We start from the raw sequence: 25,672 nt of genomic DNA, 5'->3' as shown, positions 1-25,672 counted from the left end.
ATATGCTGTGCGATAAGAACTCGGGCATCGCATCCTTGACAGACGCAGGCGTGATGTGATGAACAAGTTCCAAAGTCTCATATATGTGATCTGTCGCCGGCATGACACGTCGTTTCTTGTCTTGAGTTCAAGGCCGGGAAAGACCGGAAGTTCGTTAGCAAGCGTTGCGGGCGGATCCTGAAGTGAGCCAGGGAGCGCAAGTACATCAGTACAAAGGCATCATGGTTTCAGGACCGCATGGCGGGTACGCAACGGGCGCTGCTCGAGAGTGTCATATATTTGCAACCCGGCCGTCGCGCGGTGTCATCAGGCGGCCTTAACGCTACAGTGAAAACATGTTTGACGTTCTCGTTTATCTCTACGAAACCTACTACCGGCCGGAGGCCTGCCCCGACTCGGATGCCTTGGTGAAAAAGCTGTCGGCCGTCGGCTTCGAAGAAGATGAGATCTCGAAGGCGCTGGGCTGGCTCACCGATCTTGCCAAGGCTACCACCCAGTATTCGCGCCTGTCGGAAGACGCCGTGTTCTCCAAGGGGATGCGCTTCTACGCCAGGCAGGAGCTCGACGTGCTGGGCACCGAAGCCGTCGGCTTCCTGCAGTTCCTCGAGTCCGCCAAGGTCATCAATGCGCCGCAGCGGGAAATCATCATCGAACGCGCGCTCGCCGCATCGGAAGCCCAGGTGTCGCTCGACAAGTTCAAGGTCATCGTGCTGATGGTGCTCTGGAGCCAGGGCAAGGAACCCGATGCCCTGATTTTCGACGAGCTGTTTTCCGACGACGACGACGAACCCCGCCAGCTTCACTGATCGCCCGATCGCCGGTCCGTCGATGCATGGACCGGCCGCCGGACCGGCTTTCCGGCCTGGCATCCCGCCCCCGCGGCTCTCCATCCCTTCATTGTTCCAATGCCATCCATGCCGGCGCCTCCGCCACCGGCCCGGCGAATTTCCCGCCGTCCTCGCTTGCGGATTCCCGCGCAACGCGCTTATCATTGGCCGCTTGATCCGGCCTGATTCATAAATGCCAAGGAAATGCAATCCACCCTGGCGGACCGGACACCAAGCCGATTGCCGATGAACCCTTTCATCCGCAGCGCGTCCATGACGGCAGCATGCCTGCCCTTGATTTTCCGGCACCATGCCCGATCTGCGCATCAGCATGCTGTCCTGCAAGGTCTCGTGACACCGCGGACGAAATGCTTCGATGCATTGACATTTGCTATATATTGTTGGGCGCGTTGCCGCGAAGCCATGATTTTCCGGCGGCCCCTGTAACACCTTTCCGCGCAGACAGTGCGCCATTGCTGAGATTACTATGACCAAGACCCTCATCATCGCAGAGAAGCCCTCTGTCGCGAACGACATCGCGAAGGCGCTCGGCGGCTTCACGAAGCACGATGAGTACTTTGAATCCGACGAATACGTCCTCTCTTCCGCGGTCGGCCACCTGGTCGAGATCGCGGTGCCGGAAGAATACGACGTCAAGCGCGGCAAGTGGACCTTCACGCATTTGCCGATGATCCCGCCGCACTTCGACCTCCAGCCCATCGCCAAGACCGAGTCGCGCCTGAAGGTGCTGACCCGGCTCATCAAGCGCAAGGATGTGACCGGCCTGATCAACGCCTGCGACGCCGGGCGCGAAGGTGAACTGATCTTCCGCCTGATCGCGCAATACGCGAAGGCCAAGCAGCCGGTACGCCGCCTGTGGCTGCAATCCATGACGCCCGGCGCCATCCGCGAAGGATTCAAGAAGCTGCGCGAGGACCAGGAGATGCTGCCGCTGGCGGACGCCGCGCGCTGCCGCAGCGAAGCGGACTGGCTCATCGGCATCAACGGCACGCGCGCCATGACCGCCTTCAATTCCAAGGAAGGCGGCTTCTACCTGACCACGGTGGGCCGCGTGCAGACGCCGACCCTGTCGATCGTGGTCGAGCGCGAAGAAAAGATCAAGGCCTTCGTGCCGCGCGACTACTGGGAAGTGCGCGCCGATTTCGTCTGCGCCGCCGGGGTCTACGAAGGCCGCTGGCTGGACATGAAGTTCAAGAAGGACGAGACCGATCCCGAGAAACGCGCCGAGCGCCTCTGGAGCAAGGCCGCCGCCGAGTCCATCGTTGCCGCCTGCCGCGGCAAGCAGGGCACTGTCACCGAGGAATCCAAGCCGTCGACGCAGATCGCGCCGGCGCTGTTCGACCTCACCAGCCTGCAGCGCGAAGCCAACGCCCGCTTCGGCTTCTCCGCCAAGAACACGCTCGGACTGGCGCAGGCCCTGTACGAAAAGCACAAGGTGCTGACCTATCCGCGTACCGACTCGCGCCACCTGCCCGAAGATTATCTCCAGACCGTCAAGGAAACCCTGGACACCGTCGCGGACAACAACAACTACATGCAGTTCGCCAAGCAGATCCTGAAGAACAACTGGGTCAAGCCGAACAAGCGCATCTTCGACAACAGCAAGATCAGCGACCACTTCGCCATCATCCCGACCACGCAGATTCCCAAGAACCTGTCGGAGCCGGAACAGAAGCTCTACGACCTCGTGGTGCGCCGCTTCATGGCGGTGTTCTTCCCCGCGGCCGAGTTCCTCGTCACCACGCGCTACACCGAAGTGTCGGGCCACTCCTTCAAGACCGAAGGCAAGGTCATGATCAATGCCGGCTGGCTGGCCATCTATGGCCGCGAAGCTGCCAACGACGGCGACAAGGAAGGCGCAGGAACATTGGTGCCGGTGGCCAAGGATGAGAAGGTCAAGACGGACCAGATCAACGTGCACCAGCTCGTCACCAAGCCGCCCGCGCGCTACACCGAAGCGACGTTGCTGTCGGCGATGGAAGGCGCGGGCAAGCTGGTCGACGACGAAGACCTGCGCGAAGCCATGGCCGGCAAGGGTCTCGGCACGCCTGCCACGCGCGCGGCGATCATCGAAGGCCTGCTCAACGAAAAATACCTGCTGCGCGAAGGCAGGGAGCTGATTCCCACGGCGAAGGCCTTCCAGCTCACCATCCTGCTGCGCGGCCTGGGCGTGGACGAACTCACCCTGCCCGAGCTGACCGGCGAATGGGAATACAAGCTGTCGCAGATGGAACGCGGCCGCATCAGCCGCGAAGCCTTCATGCGCGAGATCGCGCAGATGGCGCAGATCATCGTCAAGCGCGCCAAGGAATACAACAACGACACCATCCCCGGCGACTACGCCACGCTGCATACGCCCTGCCCGAACTGCGGCGGCGTGGTGAAGGAAAACTATCGCCGCTTCGCCTGCACCAAGTGCGAATTCTCGATGACCAAGGTGCCCGGCGGACGGCAGTTCGAAATCCCGGAAGTCGAGGAATTGCTGGAGAAGCGCGAGATCGGACCGCTGCAGGGCTTCCGTTCCAAGATGGGCCGGCCCTTCGCCGCCATCCTGAAGATCGCCCGCGACGAGGACATCAACAACTTTAAGCTCGAATTCGATTTCGGCCAGTCCCAGGAAGACGACGAGGATGGCGAGGGCGTGGACTTTTCCGGCCAGACGCCGCTGGGCGCCTGCCCGAAGTGCGGCGGCGGCGTGTATGAAATGGGCCTGGCGTACGTCTGCGAGCGCACCGTGGCCAAGCCCAAGGCTTGCGACTTCCGCAGCGGCCGCATCATCCTGCAGCAGGAAATCCTGCCGGAGCAGATGGCCAAGCTGCTCAACGAAGGCCGAACCGACCTGCTGCCCGGCTTTATTTCGCAGCGCACCCGCCGTCCCTTCAAGGCTTACCTGGTCAAGGACAAGAACGGCAAGGTGAGCTTCGAGTTCGAGGAACGCAAGGCAAAGGCGCCGGCCAAGGGCAAGGAAGGCAAGGACGAAAAGGCGGACAAGGAAGACGCCGTCGCCCCGGCCTCGAAGACGACGGCGAAGCCCGCCACCAAGGTCGCGGCCAAGGCTCCAGCCAAGGCGCCGGCGAAGAAAGCGGCACCCAAGACGCCCGCCGCGAAAGTGCCTGCCAAGACCGCGGTCAAGGCGGCCGCCAAGAAGACCGTCGCCAAGAAGGCGGCCTGACCCCACCTTTCCCCGGTGCCTGCCTTGAACCCATCCTGCTGTCCGGGTTCAAGGCAGGCGCCGGGGGATGCCATCCTGCTTTTCTGGCGCCGTAAATCGCCCTCGCGGCCGGCTTTCCTGCCTTCCGTCCTCTCCCCGCCCGCCTGATCTTTCCTTGCCTGCCTTTTCAGTTACCGTCAGTTGCAAATTTGCTCCGGAACTCGACGGATTTAGCGCATGTCGAAATGGCATCAAACTCTTTATCAATGACCCGCGGATGTCAGGCGCCGGCAATGTGTGATGGTCGCTGCGCAAGGCATGCCGCACAGAAAAACGGAGGAAAGATCATGGTTCGCACTTTGATGTCTCTGGCAGGAACGGCTGTACTGGCCTTGTCTCTCGGCGCTTGCGGCACGACGACCAAGCAGACCGCCGGCACGGCGGGCGGTGCAGTGCTCGGCGGTGCCGCGGGCAGCGCCGTCACGAATGGCAGCACGCTGGGCACGCTTGGCGGCGCCGCCGTCGGCGGCGTGATCGGCAACCAGGTCACCAAGCCCTAAGCAGACTTTATAAGCTGTCTGCGGCCGGCGGCTTGGACGACTCGTGTTCCAGGTCGCCGCGCCAGCATTTCCCCGCAGGCATGGACGCGGCTGATCCGCACGCGCCATGCCTTCTCACGCATTGCCTGCATCTCGCCGCTCCGTGACGGGACCCGGGGCAGCGCGCCAAGCCGGAATGCGGTTTCCGGAACTTTCCCTTGTTGCCAGATTCTACAGACTCGCATGCATGCAATTTTGGCATGGCCGCATTGTCATGCTTCACCGAATCTAATTTTAAGGAGAATGGTATGTTGAAATGGACTATCCCCGTCGCCTGCGTCGTCCTGCTGGCCGCGTGCAGCACCGGCACCCGTACCTCGGGCACTTCGTCGTCAGGCATGGGCTCCAGCTCCTCTGGCGCGACCTCCTCGACTTCCCCCAGCAGCTCCTCTTCGGGCGGCTACGGCTCTTCCGCCGGCTCCGCCACGACCTCGAGCTCTCCGTCCACCACGTCGGGCTCCAGCTCCAGCATGGGTTCCGGCTCCAGCATGGGTTCCGGCTCCAGCATGGGCAGCGGTTCCTCGAGCAGCATGGGTTCGGGTTCTTCCAGCAGCATGGGCTCCGGTTCTTCCAGCACCACCGGCCCGACCACCAGCTCGGGATCGGGCAGCTCCGGCTCCGGCCAGATGCCCAGCTCCAGCTCCGGCACCAGCAGCTCCAGCACCTCGCCTAACGGTTCCGGCGGTGCAGGCGGCTCCAAGTAATGCCCCGGTAATACCTTGATCGTGGTGTGCCACTAGTTCGGTGAAGCAGCGGCGCAGGTCCTTCGGGACCTGCGCTTCATTTGCTGCCGGCGGCACACTGCATCCTCACTCCCCGCACGACACCCCTTCGAGCGCGAGCAGGAAGCGCTTGCGTTCCAACCCGCCCGCGTATCCCGACAATCCCCCGGTGCTGCCCAGGACCCGATGGCAAGGCACGATGATGGACACCGGATTGCGTCCGATCGCCGTCCCCGCCGCGCGCACCGCCGACGGCCGGCCGATTTGCGCGGCAATGCGGGCATAGGTGCTCTGCTCGCCGAAATCCAGTCCGAGCAACGCCTGCCAGACAGCCTGTTGGAAAGGCGTGCCCGCCAGGTCTAGCGCCAGGTCGAAGCGCTTGCGGCGGCCCGCGAAGTAATCGTCGAGCTGGCGCCGCGCGGCATCCAGCCGGGCGTGGCCGGGGTCGCACCGCCAGCCTTGCGTGCCGCTGAAGTAGCGATGCTGCTCGAAGTACACGCCGCGCAATCCCTTGTCGCTCGCGGCCAGCACCAGCGTGCCCAGCGGGCTGTCATGTTCCACGTAACTCGTCATCACATTCCCATCCATAAAGCCAAGGCGGCATAGCCGCGCCAGGGAGACCAGCCGGCCGCCCTAGCCAGCAACTGTTTTTCGGTGAGGCGTACGCCATCCTCTCCGGCGGCCTTCTGCAGGCCGAGATCGCCCGCGGGAAACGCATCCGGATAGCGCAAGGCGCGCAACGCCACGTACTGGGCGGTCCACTCGCCGATGCCGCGCACCGACCTGAGCCGGGCCACCGCTTCCTCGAGCGTGGCGCCGGGCGGCATCCGCAGCCCGCCGTCGGCCGCGAAGCGCGCAAGCTGGACCAGGGTGGCCGCGCGGCTTCCCGGCATGCCGATCGCCGCAACGTCGCCGGGCTCCGCACTGGCCAGCCGGGCGGCATCGGGAAAATGCCGCTGCAGGCCGGCGATCGGCGTCGCCGCCGGTTCGCCGAAGCGTTCGGCCATGCGGCCGGACAAGGTGGTGGCGCCGGCCACGCTGACCTGCTGGCCGAGGACCGCCCGCACCGCGAGTTCGAAGGCATCGAATGCCCCGGGCACGCGCAGGCCCGGCGCCGCCGCGATGCCTTCGCCCAGCAGGGGATCGGCGCGCAGGTGCGCTTCGATCACGGCGGGATTAGCGTCGAGGTCGAACTGGGCCCGCACCCGCATGAGCATGGGCATGAGCACCGGGGACAGGGCGGGATCGATTTCCAGCCTGAGCTGGTGCCGCTCCGGCATGTGTGTCACCCTCAGCCAGCCCTGGTGCCCCTCCATGCGCACGGTCCGCTGGTAAGCCTCGCCGCCGGCCGTCTCGACGCCGGGGATGGCCCGGCCGCCGAGATAGCGCAGGACGCGCGGCCAGTCGTAGGGGGGACGGTAGGCGAGGCGCAGCACCAGGGCTTGCGACGGATCGGGTTCGCCCAGCCTTGCGGTTTCGCGCCGCACCTCGGTGGGCGCGAAACCATAGCGCTGCGCGAACAAGGCATTGAACCGTCGCACGCTGCCGAAGCCCGCGGCGAAAGCGATGTCCGCCATCGAGAGAGTCGTTTCCTGCAGCAGCTTCTTGGCGAACAGCAGGCGCTGGGTCTGGGCCAGCTCGACCGGCGTGACGCCGAAATGCTGCAGCAGCACGCGCCGCAGCTGGCGCGAGGAAAGGCCGACCTCGTCCGCCAGCCGTTCGACGTTGCCATCGTTCAGCGCCCCACCGGCGATGCGCTGCCAGACGGCATGCGCGAGGTTCTGCTGCAATGCATACGGCGCGAGCTCGGGACGGCAGCGCAGGCAGGGACGAAAGCCTTGCGCCTCGGCCGCCGCGGCGCTGCCGAAGAACAGGCAGGAAGATTCGCGCGGCGTCTTCACGCCGCACACCGGCCGGCAGTAGATGCCGGTGGTCTTGACGCCGGTGAAGAAGAGGCCGTCGAAGCGGGCGTCGCGCGCGCTCAGGGCGCGATAGCACGTCGTGCGGTCCAGCCCGGCGGGAAGGGTAGAGTCGTCCATGGACACGTTATACGCCGCGCCGCACAGCGGGTCTAGCCGTTTTCGGACATCATTCGCCAGCCTTCCACCCCCGTCCGCGACCCTCTTTCCGGGAACGATGAACGCAATGGTATTTTTACTACTTTCCCCGGTGCAGGCGATGGAGTAACCTGCCAAGACCCGCAATGCCTGCGTGCATGAGCAAGAACAAGGCATGACTCCAGGGTTTTCCAGACCATGAGAGGGCCGATGGCCCGACAAAGGAAGAGACAATGACATACCGCCTCCTCGCGGCCGCCGCCGCACTCTGCTGCCTGTCCGTATCGGCAGCCCACGCCAAAGACATCAAGATCGCCCACGTCTATGACAAGACCGGGGCGCTGGAAGCCTATGCCAAGCAGACCCAGGCCGGCCTCATCATGGGCATCGACTATGCCACCAACGGCACGATGCAGGTCAACGGCAACAAGATCGTCGTGATCGAGAAGGACACCCAGGGCAAGCCCGACGTCGCCAAATCCCAGCTCGCCGCCGCCTACGGCGACGACAAGGCCGCGCTCGCCGTCGGTCCCACCAGCTCCGGCGTGGCGCTGGCCATGCTGCCGGTCGCCGAGGAATACAAGAAGATCCTTCTCGTCGAGCCGGCGGTGGCGGACGCCATCACCGGCGACAAGTGGAACCGCTACATCTTCCGCACCGGCCGCAATTCGTCGCAGGACGCGATCTCCAATGCCGTGGCCATGGACAAGCAAGGCGTCAACATCGCCATGCTGGCCCAGGACTATGCCTTCGGCCGCGACGGCGTGAAGGCCTTCAAGGAAGCGCTGAAGCAATCGAAGATCGTGCACGAGGAATACCTCCCGCCGTCGACCACCGACTTCACCGCGGGCATCCAGCACCTCGTCGACGCGTTGAAGGACAAGCCCGGCCGCAAGGTCATCGAAGTGGTCTGGGCCGGCGGCACCCCGCCCTACAATGCCCTGGCCGCCGCCGAACTGCAGAAGCGCTACGGCATCGAGATCTCCACCGGCGGCAACATCCTGCCGGCGATGGCTTCGTACAAGAACTTCCCCGGCATGGAAGGCGCGACCTACTACTACTTTGCCATTCCCAAGAATCCTGCCAACAACTGGCTCGTGACCGAGCACTACAAGCGCTACAAGTCGCCGCCCGACTTCTTCACGGCCGGCGGCATGGCAGCGGGCATCGCGGTGGTCGAGGCGCTGAAAAAGACCAACGGCGACACCAATACCGAGAAGCTGATCTCGACCATGGAAGGCATGAGCTTCGAGACGCCGAAGGGCAAGATGACCTTCCGCAAGGAAGATCACCAGGCGATGCAGTCGATGTATCACTTCAAGATCAAGGTCGACCCCGCCTTCCCCTGGGGCGTGCCCGAACTGGTGCGCGAGATCAAGCCTGAAGAGATGAACGTGCCGATCAAGAACAAGCGCTGATCGCCGATTCTCACGGGACGGCCTGGCAGGAGCGAATTCCTGCCAGGCATCCCCTCATTTTCCAGACACCATGTCCGACACCGCAGCCCGCCCCGGCAAGCTGGAAACGCGCGACCTCACGATTCGCTTCGGCGGCCACGTCGCCGTCAATGGCGTCTCCTGCACCTTCGCGCCCGGCACCCTGACCGCCATCGTCGGCCCCAACGGCGCCGGCAAGACCACCTACTTCAACCTGATCTCGGGCCAGCTCAAGGCCAGCGCCGGAAACGTCATCCTCAACGGCCGCGACATTACCTCGCTGCCCGCATCGGCCCGCACCCATGCCGGCCTGGGACGCGCCTTCCAGCTCACGAGCCTGTTTCCCAACCTGTCGGTGATGGAGAACGTGCGGCTGGCGTTGCAGTCGCGCCGGCAGATCGGCCTGGACATGTGGAATGTCTGGAGCCATCACCGCGATCTGATCGAACGGGCGGAGCAACTGCTCGACAGCGTGGCGCTGCTGTCCAAGCGCGATGTCGAAGCCGCGGCGCTGCCGCACGGCGACCAGCGCAAGCTTGAGGTCGGGTTGCTGATGGCGCTCGACCCCGATGTTTACATGTTCGACGAACCTACCGCCGGCATGAGCGTGGACGAGGTGCCAGTGATCCTGGACCTCATCCGCGCGCTCAAGGCCCGCCGCGACAAGACGATCCTGCTCGTCGAACACAAGATGGACGTGGTGCGCGAACTCGCCGACCGCATCATCGTCCTGCACAACGGCACGCTGATGGCCGACGGCGACCCGGAAAAGGTTATCGCCTCGCCCGTCGTGCAGCAGGCCTACCTCGGCCTCGCCCCCGTGGAGGAAAACGCATGACGACGTCCTTGTCCGCACCCTTGCTCAAGCTGGAAGGGGTCCACACCCACATCGGCGCCTACCACATCCTGCACGGGGTGGACCTGGAAGTGCCGCGCGGCCAGCTCACCATGCTGCTCGGCCGCAACGGCGCCGGCAAGACCACGACCCTGCGCACCATCATGGGCCTGTGGCAGGCGTCGCAGGGAACGATCAGCTTCGATGGCGGCGACATCACCCGCACCGCGACGCCCGACATCTCCATGCGCGGCATTGCCTACGTGCCGGAAAACATGGGCATCTTCGCCGACCTGTCGGTGAAGGAAAACATGCTGCTGGCCGCGCGTTCGGCGCGCAGCATCGACGACATCGATACCAAGCGGCTGGAATGGATCTTTTCCCTCTTCCCCGCGATCCAGAAATTCTGGCTGCATCCCGCCGGCAAGCTCTCGGGCGGACAGAAGCAGATGCTCGCGGTATCCCGCGCCATCGTCGAGCCGCGCAAGCTGCTGTTGATCGACGAGCCGAGCAAGGGCCTCGCGCCGTCCATCATCGCCAACATGATCGCCGCCTTCCGCGAACTCAAGCAGACGGACACGACCATCTTGCTGGTGGAGCAGAACTTCAACTTCGCCAGGCAGCTCGGCGACACCGTGGCCGTCATGGATGACGGCAGGATCGTGCACCGCGGCCTGATGGCCGAGCTTGCGGAAAACGAAGAACTGCAGACCCGCCTGCTGGGCCTGTCGCTGGGCGCCCACCAGTAACGGAGGAGAGATCATGGAAAACACCCTGGCGGCACAGTCCGCCGCAACGGCGGCGCCGGCCAAGAAGGCGTCGATGCTGTCGCAGATCGACTGGATTCCCCTGGCGCTGGTGCCGGTCCTGGCCGCGCTGGCCTTGCCCCTGATCGGCTCGGTCCCCACCTGGATCACGCTCACCGCCGCCGGACTGGCGATGGGCATGATCATCTTCATCATCGCTTCCGGCCTCACGCTGATCTTCGGCCTGATGGACGTGCTGAACTTCGGTCACGGCGTCTTCATCGCCCTCGGGGCCTTCGTTGCCTTGTCGGTCATCGGCCTGATGCCGGACTGGGCCACCGCCGACAGCCTGGCGCGCAACCTCGGCGCGCTCGGGCTGGCGGTTGCCGCGGCGCTGGTCGTTGCCGGCATCGTCGGCTGGGTCTTCGAGCGCGTGCTGGTGAAGCTGGTCTATGGCCAGCACCTGAAGCAGATCCTGATCACCATGGGCGGCATGGTGGTGGGCGAGGAGCTGATCAAGATGATCTGGGGCTCGCAGATGATTCCGCTCGACATGCCGCCCACCCTGCGCGGCTCCTTCCTGTTCGGCGACGCGGCGGTGGAAAAGTATCGCGTGCTGGCGGTGGCCGTGGGCCTGGTGCTGTTCATCGCCATGCTGCTCGTGCTCAACCGCACCAAGCTCGGCCTGCTGATCCGCGCCGGCGTGCAGGACCGCGAGATGGTGGAAAGCCTGGGCTACCGCATCAAGCGCCTGTTCATCGGCGTGTTCATGACCGGCTCGGCGCTGGCCGGCCTGGGCGGCGTGATGTGGGGCTTCTACCAGCAGGGTGTGTCGCCGCAGATGGGCGCGCGCGTCAACGTACTGATCTTCATCGTCATCATCATCGGCGGCCTCGGCTCCACCGGCGGCTGCTTCCTCGGCGCGCTGCTGGTCGGGCTGGTGGCCAACTACATCGGCTTCCTGACGCCCAAGTTGGCCCTGTTTTCCAACATCCTGCTGATGGTCGCCATCCTGCTGTGGCGTCCGCAAGGCCTCTACCAAGTCACGAACAGGTGAACAGGCGATGATCTCCCGACTTCTTTCCCACGACCTGCCGCGCAGCAAGCCGCTGACGGCCATCCTGCTCGTCATCGTGCTGGGCCTTGCATTCGCGCCCTTCCTGTTCCCCGGCGCCAAGCCGCTCGGCGTGGCGGCGAAGATCCTGGTCTTCATCGTGCTGGTGGCCAGCTACGATCTGCTGCTGGGCTATACCGGCATCGTCTCGTTCGCGCACACCATGTTCTTCGGCATCGGCGCCTATGGCGTAGCGATCGCCTGCACGCGCCTCGGCCCGGGCTGGGGCAGCATCGCGGTCGGCGTCCTGTGCGCGGTGGCGCTGTCGCTCGTCCTGTCCCTCATCATCGGCCTGTTCTCGCTGCGGGTGCGGGCGATCTTCTACGCCATGATCACGCTGGCGGTGGCCTCGGCCTTCCAAACCCTGGCGTCGCAGATGTCGGACTTCACCGGCGGCGAGGACGGCCTGAACTTCAAGCTGCCCGAGGTGCTTTCGCCGGCGTTCGAACTGCTGGAAGAACCGTTCCTGGGCGCGTCCATCGATGGCAAGTTCATCACCTACTACGTGGTGTTCATCGGCGCGGCGCTGCTGTTCCTGGCGATGCTGCGCATCGTGAATTCACCCTTCGGCCGCGTCCTGCAAGCCATTCGCGAGAACGATTTCCGCGCCGAGGCGATCGGCTACCGCACCGTGGTGTACCGCACCTGGTCCAATGTGCTGGCGGCGGTGTTCGCGACGCTGGCCGGATGCCTGCTCGCGCTCTGGCTGCGCTACAACGGCCCGGACACCTCGCTGTCGTTCGAGATCATGATCGACATCCTGCTGATCGTGGTGATCGGCGGCATGGGCACCATGTACGGCGCGCTGTGCGGGGCAACGATCTTCCTGCTGGCGCAGAGCTACCTGCAGGACCTGATGGCCCTCGGCGCAAACGCGACCGCCAGCATACCGGTGATGTCCGCGCTGCTGTCGCCCGACCGCTGGCTGCTGTGGCTGGGCATCCTGTTCATCCTTTCGGTGTACTTCTTCCCGACGGGCATCGTCGGCAAGCTGCGTTCCTGGAGATAAGCCATGCAACCGACGTCGCATTACATGACGTGCCTGGGCCGCGAGATCCATTACATGAAGTGGGGCGACGAAAGCAAGCCGGCGCTCGTGATGTGGCACGGCCTCGCCCGCACCAGCCGGGATTTCGACGACCTCGCCGCGGCGCTCGCCGGCAGCTACCACATCGTCTGCCCCGACACCATCGGCCGCGGCCTGTCGCAATGGAGCCCGGACCCGGACAAGGAATACTGCCTCGCCTTCTACGCCGACCTGGCGCGCGCCTTCGTCGACCAGCTCGGATTCACCCGGTTCCGCTGGGTCGGCACGTCCATGGGCGGCGCCATCGGCATGGTGGCGGCAGCGACCACCTTGAAGGGCCGGGTCAGCCATCTCGTGCTGAACGACATCGGGCCGAAGATCGCGGACGCCGCGGTGACCCGCATCCGCTCCTACGCCGGCAGCCCGCCGCAGTTCGACACGGTGACCCAGCTGGAGCAGTATTTCCGCACCGTCTACAAGCCCTACGGCTGGCAAAGCGACGCGCAATGGCGCCGCATGGCCGAAACCTCGGTGCGCCGCCTGCCCGACGGCAAGGTGACGCCGCATTACGATCCCAACATGGTGCGGCAGTTCATCGCGCATCCGGATGATTACGCGCGCTGGACCGAGTACGACACTCTCGACATGCCGGTGCTGGTCCTGCGGGGAGTGGATTCGGACCTGCTGCTGCAGGACACCGCGGAGGAGATGACCCGGCGCGGGCCGAAGGCAAGGCTCGAAGTCATTCCGGGGTGCGGACATGCGCCTTGTTTGAATGTGCCGGAGCAGATCGGGTTGGTGGCGGGGTTTTTGGCGTAATCAACCTTCGTCGTTCCCGCGAAGGCGGGAACCACATTGTGCGCTTCTCCGAACGACTGAAATGGGATCCCCGCCTGCGCGGGGATGACAGCGATAGACGCGAACGACAGCGGTTGGCGTGGAAGACCTTACCACTCCACACCCTGTCTCACTCCCCCTTGCCCAACACCCCCGCCAGCGCCGCAAACCCACGATCCGTCAGCGGAATGTTCCCAAGATTCGACGCCACCGGATGCGACGAAAACTTCACCACCACCATCTCCGCCTTGGGATCGATGTAGATCCGCTGCCCATGGATGCCGCGCGCATCGAACACGCCATTCCCGTTGTGTGACACCCACCACATGTTGCGGTAGGAGTACCCCTTGCCATACCCTGGCACGTCCGGATAGCCGGCCTTGGCGAACCTGGCCGGATCGCCGCCCTTGCGGATGTCATCCACCACGGCCTGCGGCACGATCTGCTGGCCGTTGAACTTGCCGCCGAGGCGGATCATCTCGCCGAAGCGCGCCATGTCGCGCAGCGGCAGGCTGAGTCCGCCGCCGCCTGACTCCATGCCCGCCGAGTCGACCTGGAAGTAACCGTCGTTTTCCGCGCCGAGCTTGCTCCAGATGCGTTCGGACATCAGTTCGGCCACCGGCTTGCCGGCGGCACGCCGCACCACCCAGGACAACATTTCCGCGTTCGCGGTCTTGTAGGCGAAGGCGTCGCCATGCTGGCCTTCCTTCTTCAACCCGCGGAGGAATTCGTAGAAGTTCTTCGGTCCGGCGTAGCCCGGCGGCGCCGGCACCATGCCGCCGGCGCGGGCGTAATCCCAGACCTCGGACTGTTTGTCGGCGTAGTTTTCGGAGTAACGCACGCCGATCGTCATGTCCATGAGCTGGCGCACCGTCGCGTCGCCATAGGCGGAATCCTTCACTTCCGGAACATAGGCGGTGATCGGCGCGTTCGGATCGAGCTTGCCTTCATGCGCGAGCATGGCGGCAAGCAGGCCGATGAAGGACTTGGTGATGGAAAAGGCGGAATGCGGCAGCACCGGCGTGCTGACGCCGAAATACTTTTCATAGACCACGCTGCCCTTATGCAGCACGATGATGCCGTCGGTGTAGGTGCGCTGAAGCATGTCGGCCCAGGTCGTGGACTGGCCCTTGTCGTCATCGAAGCGCAAGTCGTCGAGCTTGGTCAGCGCGACCGGAAGCGGCGCAACCGGGCCGCTGCCATGCCAGACGGCGGCGGTCGGGCGCAGTTCGCGCACATGCGAAAACGTCCAGCGTATCTGCGGGAAGCGAAGGAAGGAGCCGTCTTCGTAACGGATCATCTTTTCCGGCGCGGGCGGGGAGCCGCGCATCCATCCCAGCACGGCCGGGTCGCTGGCGGCGGCATCGGGATAGGCCGGCGCGACGGCCTGGGCGTTGGCGCCGCCGGCAATCGCCGCCATGGCAACGGCAAGCACGGTCTTGTTCATGTTGTCTCCTCGAGATGTCGTTGTTGAACGGATCATTGGACTACAATCGGACCCATTATTCAAATGCATTATTTTTTGCCATTCGATGCAAGCGATGCATCGCGTCCGGCAAGGAGCATCCATGGAAGCAAGCCTGCGGCAGCTGCAGCATCTCGTCGTTCTCGCCGAGGAAATGTCCTTCGCGCGCGCGGCGCAGAAGGTCAATCTCAGCCAGCCGGCGCTGAGCCGCAGCATCCAGGCGCTGGAGCGGGACCTCGACATCGCGCTGCTCGACCGGGCGGCCCGGCGCGTGACCCTGACCGCGGCCGGCAGGCAGGTGCTGGAACGCGCCCGGCGGGTGCTGTTCGAGGCGCGCTGCCTGAAGCGCGACGTGGACCTGATACGCCAGCATGCGCTGGGAGAAGTGAGCTTCGGCGTCGGGCCGCACTCCGCGGCCATCTTCCTGGCGGACATGCTGATCGCGCTGCGCAAGGAACATCCCGGCCTGCACGTCAGGCCAGAGGTCAACAGCTGGGACGTGTTGCATGACAAGCTGCAGAAGGAAGCCATCGACTTCTTCGTGACCGACCTGGGTTCGGTGCCGTCCTCCGACGCGCTGTCGGTGCGCCGACTGCCGCCGCTGCCGACCGGATGGTTCGTCCGCAAGGGGCATCCGCTGCTGCGCAGGCCGCGCCTGTCGATCGGCGACTTCAGCCCCTACGCCTTTGCCTTCGTACCGCTGCCGGCTGCGCTCCTGCGCAAGGTGAGGCATGCCTTGAGCCTGCCCGAGGGCGAGGCCTTGCATCGCCTCGTCGAATGCAACAACTTCGACGTGCTCAAGACCCTTGCCGCGCAAAGCGACGTGGTGCTGTATGCAAGCGAGGCGGCGGTGCGCAGGGAAGTGCGGGCGGGCAGCCTGCAACCGCTGGAGACGGCGCCCGATCCGGCGCCGCCGCTGGTGCTGGCCGCGGTCCGCCTGGCGCGCCGCACCTTGTCGCCGGAGGCGGAAATCGCCATCGGCGCCATGAACGGCATCATTGCCGCCTTCGCGGACGGCGCCGCACGGCCGCCGGGGAAGCGGCGTGCGGGAGGGTGATTTGGCCCGGCGTTATCGTGCCAGCGCCATGGCGCCGAGCGCGAGCAGTGCCGGCACCGTCTGCACGAAAAGAATCCGCTTCTGGACGGTGACCGCGCCCCACACGCCGGCGATCGCCACGCAGGCGAGCCCGAACACCATGAACGCCGTACCGGTGGCCGGCACCGGATGCAGGAAGCCCACCGCCAGCGCCGCCGCGAGGAAACCGTTGTAGCACCCCTGGTTGGACATGGCCGGCGCGAGCACCTCGACCTGCTCGGCGGACAGGCCGAAGACCCGGGCGCCCCGGCTGCGGAACAGCACCGTTTCCAGCAGCACGATGTACACGTGGATCAGCAGGACGGCCGCGGCCAGGATGGTAGCGATGAGCTGCATGGCGTTTCTCCCTTGTTATGCGTTTCGCCACGATAGCGCATCGCATGACGCCTGGAAAGCCTTTGCCGGATGCGCCCGCGTGACTGGCCCGGTTAATCAGGCGGTCCACATGCTTTTTTAACTTCGGCTACACTCGACCTTCCCCCAATGGCACCACTGGAGAAGCCGCCATGCTGACCGCGACCCGCGCCCCTCAACTCAAGACCGTCCTGATCGCCAGCGGCATGGTGCTCACGCTCGCCATGGGCGTGCGCCACGGCTTCGGTTTCTGGCTGCAGCCCATCTCGCAGGCGCATGGCTGGACGCGGGAAACCTATTCGCTGGCCATGGCCCTGCAGAACCTGCTGTGGGGCGTCTTCGGACCCTTCGCCGGCATGGCGGCGGACCGCTACGGCACGGCGCGGGTGGTGATCGTCGGCGCGCTGTTCTACGTTGCCGGCCTGCTGTGGATGGCGCTTGTGAACCAGGCCGGATTGTTCGTGGTCGGTTCGGGCATCCTGATCGGCGCGGCGCTTGCCTGCACGGCCTTCGGCGCCGTCAGCGGCATCATCGGCCGCACCGCGCCGGAGTCCCGGCGTTCCTGGGCCTTCGGCATTTCCTCGGCGGCGAGCTCGCTGGGACAGTTCATGATGATGCCGGTCGAGCAGCAACTCATTTCCGCCGCCGGCTGGCAGCAGGCGCTCTACGTGCTGGCCGCGCTGGTGGGGCTGGTGATGCTGCCGATGGCATTCAACCTGCGCGAGCTTCCCGCCGAAAAGGCAGGCGGACCTCAGCAAAGCATCCTCGAGGCCACGCGCGAGGCCTTCGCCTACCGGCCCTTCCTGCTGCTGGTCGCCGGCTACTTCGTGTGCGGCTTCCAGCTTGTCTTCATCGGTGTGCACATGCCCTCCTACCTGAGGGACAAAGGCATCATGGAGCCGAATGTCGCGGTCATGGCGCTGGCGCTGATCGGCCTCTTCAACATCTTCGGTTCGTACTACGCCGGCAAGCTGGGCGGCTTCCTGCCCAAGCGCTACTTGCTGTCCTCCATCTACCTCGCGCGCACCCTGGTGATCGCGCTGTTCCTGCTGGCGCCGCTGTCGCCCTGGTCGGTCTACTTGTTCTCGGCGGCGATGGGCCTGCTGTGGCTGTCGACGGTGCCCCTGACCAATGGCGTGATCGCCGGCATCTTCGGCGTGAAGTATCTCTCGATGCTGTCGGGCTTCGTGTTTTTCTCGCACCAGGTGGGCAGCTTCATCGGCGTCTGGCTGGGCGGCTACGTCTTCACCCGCCAGGGTAGCTACGATACGGTATGGGGCATCACGCTGGCGCTGGGCATCTTCGCCGCGCTGATCAACCTGCCGATCAATGAAAAGGCGATCGTGCGGGCGCAGCCTGCCGCCGCCTGATCGCCTCCTGGCGCACATGGCCATGGCTCTGTTGAAGCGACTGCTGGCGGCCGCCATCGTGGCGGCGGTGCTCGGCCTGTCCTTCCTGGCTTACCTGCGCCCTTCCTTCGTCGTCGACCTCGCCAACCGCATCATCCTATGCCTTTGAACATATCGTTTCCGGCGTCCGCTCCCGCGGCGCGTCCCGTCGTCCAGCAACTCATCGCCTCGCGCATCCGCGAAGTCGCCAACGCCGGCCTGGGGCTGGAAGGCGTGCTGCCCTTCTGGTTCGGCGAGCCGGACGAGGAAACGCCGTCCTTCATCCGCGACGCTGCCAAGCAGGCGCTCGATGCGGGAGATACCTTCTATACGCACAATTTCGGCATCGCGCCGTTGCGCGAGGCGATCGCCGCCTATGTGTCGCGGCTGCACCGTCCGGTGAGCGTCAACCGGGTGGCGGTCACGTCCTCCGGCGTGTCGGCGCTGATGCTGCTGTCGCAGGTCATCATCAGCCCCGGCGACCGGGTGGTGGCGGTCACGCCCTTGTGGCCGAACCTGCAGGAAATCCCGAAGATCCTGGGCGCGGACGTGGTCACGGTACCGCTGCGCTTCGGCGAGACCTGGGAGCTCGACGTGCAGCAACTGCTGGATGCGCTGACCCCGGGCACCAAGGCGGTGCTGCTGAATTCGCCGAACAACCCGACCGGATGGGTGATCACCCGTGCCCAGCAGGAAATCATTCTCGCGCATTGCCGCCGGCATGGCATCTGGATCCTGTCGGACGACGTGTACGAGCGCCTCGTGTACGAAGGCGAGGACTGCGCGCCGTCCTTCCTCGACCTCGCCGAGCCGGACGACCTGCTGGTCTCTGCCAACAGTTTCTCGAAGTCCTGGCTGATGACCGGCTGGCGCCTCGGCTGGGTGGTCGCCCCGGAGGCCGTGATGGCCGACCTGGGCAAGCTGATCGAATACAACACCTCATGCGCGCCCGGCTTCGTGCAGCGCGCCGGCATCGTTGCGGTCGAACGCGGCGACGAGGTGATCCGCCACACCATCGCTCGTTACCGCGCGGCGCGCGATTTCCTGCACGAGCGGCTCAATTCCCTGCCCGGCGTCACCGCGCCGCGCTCCAAGGGGGCGATGTATCTGTTCTTCCGCGTCGACGGCGCGCAGGACACCCTGGCGCTGTGCAAGCGGCTGGTGACGGAAGCGCGGCTGGGCCTGGCCCCGGGGAGCGCCTTCGGTCCCGAGGGCGAAGGCTACGTGCGCTGGTGCTTCGCCAGTTCGGTGGCACGCCTGGAAGAAGGCGCGTCACGCCTGGAAGCCTTCCTGCGCAAGGGCTAGGGCGGATCTGTCTTTCCAGCTCACACCGAGCGGGTGATGCCGCCATCCACCCGCAGGTTCTGGCCGGTGACGTAGCCCGCGTCCGCCGACAGCAGGAAAGCCACGGTCTTGGCGATCTCGCCGACCGTGGCCTGCCGGCCCATGGGAATCTGCGCCAGCGTCGCCTCGTTCTGGGGAATCGAATCCACGTAGCCCGGCAGCACGTTGTTGATGCGGATGCCGTGCTTTGCAACCTCATCGGCATAGATCTTGGTATAGCTGCCGAGCGCGGCGCGCAGCGTCGCGGAAATCGGGAAGCGCGCCGACGGCTCGAACGCGGCGAAGGTAGAGATGTTCACGATGGCGCCGCCGCCCTGGCCTTGCATGATGGGCGTGACGAGGCGCGTCATGCGCACCACGTTGAGCAACAGCAGGTCGAGCCCGGCGTGCCAGTCGGCATCGCTCAATTCCAGCAGCGGCCCCTTCTTCGGATGCCCGGTATTGTTGACGACGGCATCGATCCGTCCATGCGTGGTCATGGCGAGCTCGACCAGCTTGCGCAGGTCGTCGGCATTGTCGCTGCTGCCTTGCAGGGCGGTAGCGTTCAGCTCGCCGGCAAGGGCGTGGATGTCTTCGGAACGCGACATGAGCACGAGGACGTAACCGCGCGCGGCGAGTTCGCGGGCGCAGCCGGCGCCCATGCCGCGCGAGGCGGCGGTGATGATGGCAACAGGTTTCATGATGCAATGTCCAGGAGCAGTTGGGTCAATGATTCGGGCGAGGTCACCATGGCATCGTGGCCGGCGGCGATTTCGCGCCATTGCCAGCCGGGTTGCCGCCTGGCCCAGTCGCGCACGCCCGCCAGCGGCGGATACCAGGGATCGGTGACGGCAACGTAGGTGCAGGGCAAGCCATTGCCCACCGGATGAACGAGGTCGAGGGTGTCGGTGTAGCCCTTCAGGGGATGCGGTGTGAGACGGCGCGACAGCCATGCCGCCTGCACCGGATCGGTCACGCCGAAGCGGTCGGGCGAGGGAATCGCCATGCGCAGGCCTTCGGCATCGATGGTGCGGCTGCGTTCCCGGCGCACTTCCGGCGACAGGATGCTCATGCCAGACTGACCGGCCGGCACGATCAGCGCATCGAGGTAGACCAGCTGCTTCAGCCGCGCGGCCATGCGGTCGGCCACCAAGGTGGCGACCAGCCCGCCGAAGCTGTGCCCGACCAGCACCACCTCATCCAGTTCCTCGCACTCGATCACGGCGCAGATGTCGTCGGCGAAGGTTTGCAGGCCGGTGCTGGCGTCGAGCAGGTGGGCGCGCTCGCCCAGGCCGGTCAGGGTGGGGGTCCATGCCGCGTGTCCGGCCTGCCTGAGCCGTCCGGCGACGTCACGCCAGCACCAGCCGCCGTGCCAGGCGCCATGCACGAGTAGGAAATTCATGGGCTTGCTCCTTGGAGGGGTAGCCGGCATGATAACAAGCACAGGCACCGCAGGCAGCGCGGTCGCCGTTCCTGGAACAAAGGGTCACGCCGACACCGACTTGGGATCATTTCCCGCCAGCCCTTACAATAGCGCCATGGACATTACTCTCGCCGACCTCGAACAAGCCATCAACTACTGGCGCGCCGCCCGCCCTTCGCAGGGAGAGGAGCGCGCGCTGTCGCCCGAGGTGAACACGCTGGCGACGGTTTACGCCATGATGATCTACCACCAGAGCAAGGCCTTGCCCATCGAGGCGCTGGAGCCGGCGGCGCGCCAGCTGATCGACACCTGGCGCGGCCGGCAACCCTGAAGCGGCCGGCAATCCTCCCGCTTTCATCGCCGTCCGTGCTGCGCCTGCCGCCGGATGGCGCCATCCGATGCCTTCTGCCGCACGTGCAGGCGCGGCGCCTGCGTCGCGTAGTCGCCGTCCAGCGCCGCGTTCACCGCTTCCTCGTCGTGCGTCTGGCGCAGCCATTCGCCGACCAGGGCCGCCAGCTTGTCGAGCGCGATGCGGTGGGTCGCGTCGGTGCGGCGGTATAGCCAGTCGGACAGCGCCATGAAGTTGGCGAAGGGCGCGTCGCCGAGAATGAGCGGCAGCGTGTTGGCGAAGCGGCCGGAGTTGGCCACTAGGTCCCAGTAGCGGGCGAAGCGCACCAGGCGCTGCATGGTGCCGAAGTCGATGCGGTCGGTCGCGAGGATCGCATAGGGCGGGGCGGGATCGAAGACCATGCCGCAGGCCTCGGTATGGCGGATGATCGGCGTGCCGCGCAGGCGCTTGAGGATGCCGAACTGGATTTCATGCGGCCCGAGGCCTACCAGCTTGTCGAAGCCGCGCGCGAAGCTGTCGAGGTCCTCGCCGGGCAAGCCGGCGATCAGGTCGACGTGGAGATGGGCGCGGGAATGCTGGTGCAGCCAGCGGATGTTGTCGGCGGCTTTCTCGTTGTCCTGGCGGCGGCTGACCATGGCCTGGACCTCCGGGTTGAAGCTCTGGATGCCGATCTCGAACTGCAGCGTTCCCTGCGGAAAGCGCATGATCGCCGCCTTCAGCGCCTCGGGCAGGTGGTCGGGCACGACTTCGAAATGGGCATGGACCGGATCGTCGGGATGCGCCTCCAGCTTGTCGAGGAAGAACTGCATGATGCGCAGGCTGGCCTTGACGTTCAGGTTGAAGGTGCGGTCGACGAACTTGAACAGCCGCGCGCCGCGCGCATGCAGGCTTTCCAGCGCGCCGAGGAAGGCGTCGAGGTCGAACGGCCAGGCGGTCTTGTCCAGCGCCGACAGGCAGAACTCGCACTTGAACGGGCAGCCGCGCGAGGCTTCGACATACAGCGTGCGGTGGGCGATGTCGTCGTCGTCGTAGAGGTGATAGGGCAGGACAATGTCCTGCAGCGGCGGCTGCACGCCGGCATGCACCTTCATCAGCGGCTTGGGGCCATGCAGGATCTGGCGGCAAAGCGCGGGAAAGGTGACGTCGCCCCAGCCTGTCACCACGTAATCGGCCAGCCGGGTGATGTCCTGCTCTCCGGTCTCATGCGAGACCTCGGGTCCGCCGAGCACGATCACCACCTCCGGCGCGACGCGCTTGAGCAGGGCCACCAGCCTGGTGGTTTCCTCGACGTTCCAGATATAGACGCCGAAGCCGATGATGCGCGGCTCGTGCGCCAGCAGGCGTTCGGCGAGATCGGCGGGCTTCGCGCCGATGACGAACTCCATCAGCCGGGTGGCCGGCTGCAGGTCGCCCATGTTAGCAAGGAGATAGCGCAGGCCCAGTGAGGCATGGGTGTAGCGGGCATTGAGGGTGGAGAGGAGGATGGTCATGGCGTGGCGCGGGCAAGGCCGCTATTTTACGCTCGTCGCCGCCTTGATCCTGCTCAAGCAGGCGGGACGGCGGCGAAACTCAATGTTTCCATTCGTCACCCAGATTGGTTTCCACCACTCAAGGCAACCAGTTCCACGATGAAGATCTTCAGTTCCGCGCGACACGCGGGTCCCGCCGACATCCCTTCCCTTTCTTCTTGCCAGCCCATCCCGCTCACCGATGACAGTCCCGTGCGGATAGCCATGGCCCCACCGGGCAGCAAATGGATGACGTTCAAGTCCAGGTGCAAGGCGCTGCTGAAGCGCCCAGCGATGCCCGCGCCGGGCGAGCGGGTCGACGCCGGGTCCCGCGAACCGTTCAGCCGCTCGGCCGCCTCGCACCCCTCGCCGCTTTCGCCCGTCACGCCCATTTCGCCCATTTCGCCCAGGGAGCTTTTCACGCCCTCGAGCCGGGAGGAAAGCCGCCAGCTGCTGAAGTTCCTGTCCAAGGACAGCGAATCGGGAATGCACGAATCCGCGCGCTTCCTGCGTGCCGCGTACAAGTACGAAAAAACCCTCACCACCAACGGCGCCAGCGGTGTGCTGCGGTCCTGGGCGGCCAGGAAGGAAGCGAAACGGATCGTCAAGGAATTTATCGAGCCGCGTTCGCCGCATGAAATCAATATCGACGGACCCACCCGGCAAGCCATCATGGATCGCGTGGCGTCCGCTTCGGAAAGCGGCGCGGCCTTGAGCGGCGATGAGTTCGACGGCGCGCGGGACACCGTCGAACGCATGCTGCGCCAGAACCTGCACCAGAGCCCGGAGCGCGTCGCGCGCGTGCTGCAGGGCAGGCAGCTTCAGGTGCCTGCCTCGCCGGTCCGCTGACGGCACGTTGGCGTAACGGGCTATCGCGTCGCGCTTGCGCTCGGCCTTCCGGACGCAAGCGTGCAGGCCGCCTTCAGGATCAGGCGGCAGCCTTTGCCATTTCCTGTTCCTGCAAGGCACGCCACATGACCTTGCCGGTCGCGGACTTGGGCAGGGTATCGACGAACTCGATCACCTTCGGCACCTTGTAGGCTGCCATCTTCTGCTGGGCCCATTGCACGATCTCGTCCGGGGTCGGGTCGGTGCCCGGCCGCTTGACGATGACCGCCTTCACGGTCTCGCCGCGGTAAGGGTCCTTGGCCGCGATGACACAGCATTCCTGCACCGCGGGATGCTGGTACATCATCGACTCCACTTCCGCCGGCCAGACCTTGAAGCCGCTGGCGTTGATCATGCGCTTCAGTCGGTCGGTAAAGAAGAAGAAGCCTTCCTCGTCCACGTAGCCGAGGTCGCCGGAGCGGAAGAAGCGCTTGCCGTCGAGTTCGGCGAAGGATTCCTCGGTCTTCTTCGGATCCTTCCAGTAGCCTTGGAACACCTGCGGGCCATTGATCCAGATCTCGCCGGTTTCGCCGGGCGGCATTTCCTGGAAAGTGACCGGATCGACGACGCGCGAATCGACGTTCAGGTAAGGCATGCCGAGGCATTGCTGCTTCATGCGATTGGGCGGGTTGACGTGCGAGGCCGCCATGGTTTCGGACAAGCCGTAGCCTTCCATGTACTGCTGGCCGGTGAGGTCGAGCAGCTTCTGGGCGATCGCCGCCGGCATGGCCGCGCCCCCGCCCGACACGCGCTTGAGGCCGGAGATGTCGTACTCGGCCAGGCGCGGGTTGGACAGGAAATCGATCATCATGGTCGGGATCAGGGTCCAGGTCGTGACCTTGTAGCGGGTGATGAGCTGGCCGGCCGCGTCGCGGTCCCAGCGCGGCAGGACCACGATCGCGCCGCCGGTGTAGATCATGGCGTTCATCACCGATTGCATGCCGGTGACGTGGAAAAAAGGCAGCACAGCGAGGGTCACGTGGTCGGGCGCCATCGGTCCCGACCAGGTCGGGCTGGCGACCGCGTTGAACATCACCGAACGATGGGTATGGATGCAGCCCTTGGGCTTGCCGGTGGTGCCGGAGGTATAGGGCATGCAGGCCAGGTCGTCGGGGCCGGCCTCGTGAACGCGCGGCGCGTGGCGCTGCGCGATCGCTTCCTTCCAGGGAACGACGCCGTCCTGGGGCGGCACGCCGTACGGCGCGCGCACGAAGTCGGGCACGTTGAGGTCGGTGGCCGCGGTGGCGTAGTCGGAGTAGGCGGCGACGATCGCATGCTTGAGGCCGGTGGTGCCGACCAGCGGCGCCGTGCGGGCGAAGATTTCCTGGGAAACGATGGCAACCGCGGCATCGCTGTCTTCGATGTAATGGCGCAGCTCGTCGGTCATCAGCATCGGGTTGACAGGAACCACCATGGCATCGGCGCGCATGATGGCGTAGTAGGCGATGATGAATTGCGGGCTGTTCTGCATGTTCAGCAGGACCCGGTCGCCGCGCTTGACGCCGCACGCCTGCTGCAGGTAGCCGGCCAGTGCCAGCACCTCCGCATGCAGCTCGGCGTAGGTCAGGACGGTATCGTAGAAAATGATGGCCGGCCGGTTGGGATAACGCAGGGCGGACACCTCGAGATTCACGTAGACGCTGGTATCGGGGGTGCTGATGGCGTAGGGCATGCCCGCCGGCCAGTGGGCGTAATGCAAGGGTTTCATAAGTCTCCTGTGTGGATGCCGTACTGTTCTCTTTGTTATGCCGGTTCATTATAGGCGCGGCCGGTGAATCATGCTTTGCGCGAGTCCCGCATCGCGCGCGAGCGGACGTCGGTGCGCTGCGCTACCATCGCCATCACGGACGCGTCGTCCGTTCATCCCGACCAACAAGAAGGAAGGTGTTGCATGAAGCTGTATTTCTCTCCGGGCGCCTGTTCCCTGTCCGCGCACATCGTGCTGCGCGAAGCCGGCTTCGATTTCGATACAGAGAAAGTCAACCTTGCCGACAAGAAAACCGCCAGCGGCGGCGACTACCGCGCCATCAATCCGAAAGGCTACGTGCCCGCGCTGCAGCTCGACGATGGCCAAATCCTGACCGAGGCCGCGGTCGTCTTGCAGTACCTCGCCGACCGGAAGCCGGAAACCGGACTCGCGCCCGCCGCCGGCACCATGGAACGCTACCGGCTGATGGAAATGCTGAATTTCATTTCCTCGGAATTCCACAAGACCTTCGGCCCGCTGTTCCACTCCAGCTCTCCCCAGGAAACCAAGCAGGGCGCGCGCGACACGCTGACGAACCGGCTGAAGATCGTCGAGCCGATTTTGCAGAAGCAGGAATTCCTGATGGGCAGCCGGTTCACCGTTGCCGATGCTTATCTCTTCACGGTCCTGAGCTGGACGCGGCTGGTGAAGTTCGACCTGGGCCCCTGGCCGGCGGTGCAAGCCTATCTCGGGCGTGTCGCCGAGCGGCCCGCGGTGCAGGCCGCCATGCGCGAGGAAGGACTGATCAAGTCCTGATCC

25 protein-coding genes are annotated in these 25,672 nt (G+C 65.2%); 16 read left to right on the top strand and 9 right to left on the bottom strand.

Going from position 1 to position 25,672, the window contains the following annotated elements; all coding sequences use genetic code 11:
* Window positions 1-335 precede the first annotated feature (335 nt).
* The 3 genes from G3574_RS22335 (at window position 336) to G3574_RS22325 (ending at window position 4,559) form a co-directional block, all read left to right on the top strand.
* Window positions 336-806: a DUF494 family protein gene (locus G3574_RS22335; RefSeq protein ID WP_163967756.1), complete on the top strand. Its 471-nt coding sequence runs from the start codon at window positions 336-338 to the stop codon at window positions 804-806.
* 508 nt (window positions 807-1,314) lie between these two features.
* The gene (locus G3574_RS22330) at window positions 1,315-4,020 is read left to right on the top strand and encodes a DNA topoisomerase III (protein WP_163967755.1); all 2,706 of its coding nucleotides are present in this window, start codon (window positions 1,315-1,317) and stop codon (window positions 4,018-4,020) included.
* A gap of 326 nt (window positions 4,021-4,346) precedes the next feature.
* Window positions 4,347-4,559, top strand: a complete 213-nt coding sequence (locus G3574_RS22325) for a glycine zipper 2TM domain-containing protein (RefSeq protein ID WP_205609883.1) — start codon at window positions 4,347-4,349, stop codon at window positions 4,557-4,559.
* 439 nt (window positions 4,560-4,998) lie between these two features.
* Here the strand turns inward: G3574_RS22325 and G3574_RS22320 are convergent, their stop codons facing one another.
* From G3574_RS22320 to G3574_RS22310, 3 genes are all read right to left on the bottom strand, one after another.
* Window positions 4,999-5,298 (bottom strand): hypothetical protein, encoded by a 300-nt coding sequence (locus G3574_RS22320; protein WP_163967753.1) that lies wholly within the window; start codon window positions 5,296-5,298, stop codon window positions 4,999-5,001.
* Between the two features lie 109 nt (window positions 5,299-5,407).
* Window positions 5,408-5,893, bottom strand: a complete 486-nt coding sequence (locus G3574_RS22315) for a methylated-DNA--[protein]-cysteine S-methyltransferase (protein WP_163967770.1) — start codon at window positions 5,891-5,893, stop codon at window positions 5,408-5,410.
* A complete protein-coding gene (locus G3574_RS22310) occupies window positions 5,893-7,359 on the bottom strand; it encodes an AlkA N-terminal domain-containing protein (RefSeq protein ID WP_163967752.1) in 1,467 nt (488 codons plus the stop codon). The genes G3574_RS22315 and G3574_RS22310 overlap by 1 nt, the downstream gene beginning before the upstream one ends.
* Before the next feature lie 251 nt (window positions 7,360-7,610).
* On the opposite strand from G3574_RS22310, the gene G3574_RS22305 reads away from it, so the two are divergent.
* The 6 genes from G3574_RS22305 to G3574_RS22280 all read left to right on the top strand — a co-directional run bounded on the left by G3574_RS22305 (window position 7,611) and on the right by G3574_RS22280 (window position 13,354).
* Entirely contained in the window at window positions 7,611-8,795 is a 1,185-nt protein-coding gene (locus tag G3574_RS22305; protein WP_163967751.1) for a substrate-binding domain-containing protein, read from the top strand.
* Window positions 8,796-8,865: 70 nt separating this feature from the next.
* Complete coding sequence (locus G3574_RS22300; protein WP_163967750.1) at window positions 8,866-9,651, top strand: ABC transporter ATP-binding protein; 786 nt, start codon at window positions 8,866-8,868, stop codon at window positions 9,649-9,651.
* Window positions 9,648-10,397, top strand: coding sequence for an ABC transporter ATP-binding protein (locus G3574_RS22295; RefSeq protein WP_235953566.1), 750 nt, complete (start codon window positions 9,648-9,650; stop codon window positions 10,395-10,397). The genes G3574_RS22300 and G3574_RS22295 overlap by 4 nt, the downstream gene beginning before the upstream one ends.
* Window positions 10,398-10,470: 73 nt before the next feature.
* Window positions 10,471-11,451, top strand: coding sequence for a branched-chain amino acid ABC transporter permease (locus G3574_RS22290; protein WP_163967768.1), 981 nt, complete (start codon window positions 10,471-10,473; stop codon window positions 11,449-11,451).
* A 7-nt stretch (window positions 11,452-11,458) separates the two neighbouring features.
* A complete protein-coding gene (locus G3574_RS22285; RefSeq protein ID WP_163967749.1) occupies window positions 11,459-12,517 on the top strand; it encodes a branched-chain amino acid ABC transporter permease in 1,059 nt (352 codons plus the stop codon).
* A gap of 3 nt (window positions 12,518-12,520) precedes the next feature.
* A complete protein-coding gene (locus tag G3574_RS22280) occupies window positions 12,521-13,354 on the top strand; it encodes an alpha/beta fold hydrolase (RefSeq protein WP_163967748.1) in 834 nt (277 codons plus the stop codon).
* Window positions 13,355-13,502: 148 nt separating this feature from the next.
* Here G3574_RS22280 and G3574_RS22275 read toward each other — a convergent pair whose 3' ends face one another.
* Window positions 13,503-14,819 (bottom strand): serine hydrolase domain-containing protein, encoded by a 1,317-nt coding sequence (locus tag G3574_RS22275; RefSeq protein ID WP_235953565.1) that lies wholly within the window; start codon window positions 14,817-14,819, stop codon window positions 13,503-13,505.
* A gap of 121 nt (window positions 14,820-14,940) precedes the next feature.
* Between G3574_RS22275 and G3574_RS22270 the strand changes: the two genes are divergently transcribed.
* On the top strand, window positions 14,941-15,894 hold the full coding sequence (locus G3574_RS22270) for a LysR family transcriptional regulator (RefSeq protein WP_163967746.1): 954 nt from the start codon (window positions 14,941-14,943) through the stop codon (window positions 15,892-15,894).
* Between the two features lie 12 nt (window positions 15,895-15,906).
* Here the strand turns inward: G3574_RS22270 and G3574_RS22265 are convergent, their stop codons facing one another.
* Window positions 15,907-16,269, bottom strand: a complete 363-nt coding sequence (locus G3574_RS22265) for a DUF1304 domain-containing protein (RefSeq protein WP_163967745.1) — start codon at window positions 16,267-16,269, stop codon at window positions 15,907-15,909.
* A gap of 170 nt (window positions 16,270-16,439) precedes the next feature.
* Here G3574_RS22265 and G3574_RS22260 point away from each other — a divergent pair, with 170 nt between their 5' ends.
* From G3574_RS22260 to G3574_RS22255, 3 genes are read left to right on the top strand one after another with little or no spacing between them, the layout of a single operon-like run.
* Window positions 16,440-17,657, top strand: coding sequence for an MFS transporter (locus G3574_RS22260; protein ID WP_163967744.1), 1,218 nt, complete (start codon window positions 16,440-16,442; stop codon window positions 17,655-17,657).
* Between the two features lie 22 nt (window positions 17,658-17,679).
* Window positions 17,680-17,805, top strand: coding sequence for a hypothetical protein (locus G3574_RS28715; protein ID WP_268958904.1), 126 nt, complete (start codon window positions 17,680-17,682; stop codon window positions 17,803-17,805).
* Window positions 17,796-18,980: a pyridoxal phosphate-dependent aminotransferase gene (locus G3574_RS22255; protein ID WP_163967743.1), complete on the top strand. Its 1,185-nt coding sequence runs from the start codon at window positions 17,796-17,798 to the stop codon at window positions 18,978-18,980. Before G3574_RS28715 ends, G3574_RS22255 begins: the two co-directional genes overlap by 10 nt.
* 20 nt (window positions 18,981-19,000) lie before the next feature.
* On the opposite strand, the gene G3574_RS22250 is transcribed toward G3574_RS22255, so the two are convergent.
* On the bottom strand, window positions 19,001-19,699 hold the full coding sequence (locus G3574_RS22250; RefSeq protein ID WP_163967742.1) for an SDR family oxidoreductase: 699 nt from the start codon (window positions 19,697-19,699) through the stop codon (window positions 19,001-19,003).
* Window positions 19,696-20,400: an alpha/beta fold hydrolase gene (locus G3574_RS22245; protein ID WP_235953564.1), complete on the bottom strand. Its 705-nt coding sequence runs from the start codon at window positions 20,398-20,400 to the stop codon at window positions 19,696-19,698. Before G3574_RS22245 ends, G3574_RS22250 begins: the two co-directional genes overlap by 4 nt.
* Window positions 20,401-20,536: 136 nt before the next feature.
* Here G3574_RS22245 and G3574_RS22240 point away from each other — a divergent pair, with 136 nt between their 5' ends.
* A complete protein-coding gene (locus tag G3574_RS22240; RefSeq protein ID WP_163967740.1) occupies window positions 20,537-20,752 on the top strand; it encodes a DUF3717 domain-containing protein in 216 nt (71 codons plus the stop codon).
* Between the two features lie 23 nt (window positions 20,753-20,775).
* Here the strand turns inward: G3574_RS22240 and G3574_RS22235 are convergent, their stop codons facing one another.
* Complete coding sequence (locus tag G3574_RS22235; protein WP_163967739.1) at window positions 20,776-22,260, bottom strand: B12-binding domain-containing radical SAM protein; 1,485 nt, start codon at window positions 22,258-22,260, stop codon at window positions 20,776-20,778.
* A gap of 267 nt (window positions 22,261-22,527) precedes the next feature.
* Here G3574_RS22235 and G3574_RS22230 point away from each other — a divergent pair, with 267 nt between their 5' ends.
* The gene (locus tag G3574_RS22230; protein ID WP_163967738.1) at window positions 22,528-23,127 is read left to right on the top strand and encodes a regulator of G-protein signaling domain-containing protein; all 600 of its coding nucleotides are present in this window, start codon (window positions 22,528-22,530) and stop codon (window positions 23,125-23,127) included.
* 79 nt (window positions 23,128-23,206) lie between these two features.
* Here the strand turns inward: G3574_RS22230 and G3574_RS22225 are convergent, their stop codons facing one another.
* Window positions 23,207-24,874, bottom strand: a complete 1,668-nt coding sequence (locus G3574_RS22225) for a long-chain fatty acid--CoA ligase (protein WP_163967737.1) — start codon at window positions 24,872-24,874, stop codon at window positions 23,207-23,209.
* Window positions 24,875-25,057: 183 nt separating this feature from the next.
* Here G3574_RS22225 and gstA point away from each other — a divergent pair, with 183 nt between their 5' ends.
* The gene (gstA, locus tag G3574_RS22220; protein ID WP_163967736.1) at window positions 25,058-25,669 is read left to right on the top strand and encodes a glutathione transferase GstA; all 612 of its coding nucleotides are present in this window, start codon (window positions 25,058-25,060) and stop codon (window positions 25,667-25,669) included.
* Window positions 25,670-25,672 lie beyond the last annotated feature (3 nt).

The sequence above is a fragment of the Noviherbaspirillum galbum genome (assembly GCF_010974945.1).
Taxonomy (GTDB): domain Bacteria; phylum Pseudomonadota; class Gammaproteobacteria; order Burkholderiales; family Burkholderiaceae_D; genus Noviherbaspirillum; species Noviherbaspirillum galbum.
The sequence above is the reverse complement of the archived record's forward strand: the minus strand, read 5'-3'. Positions and strand labels throughout refer to the sequence as shown.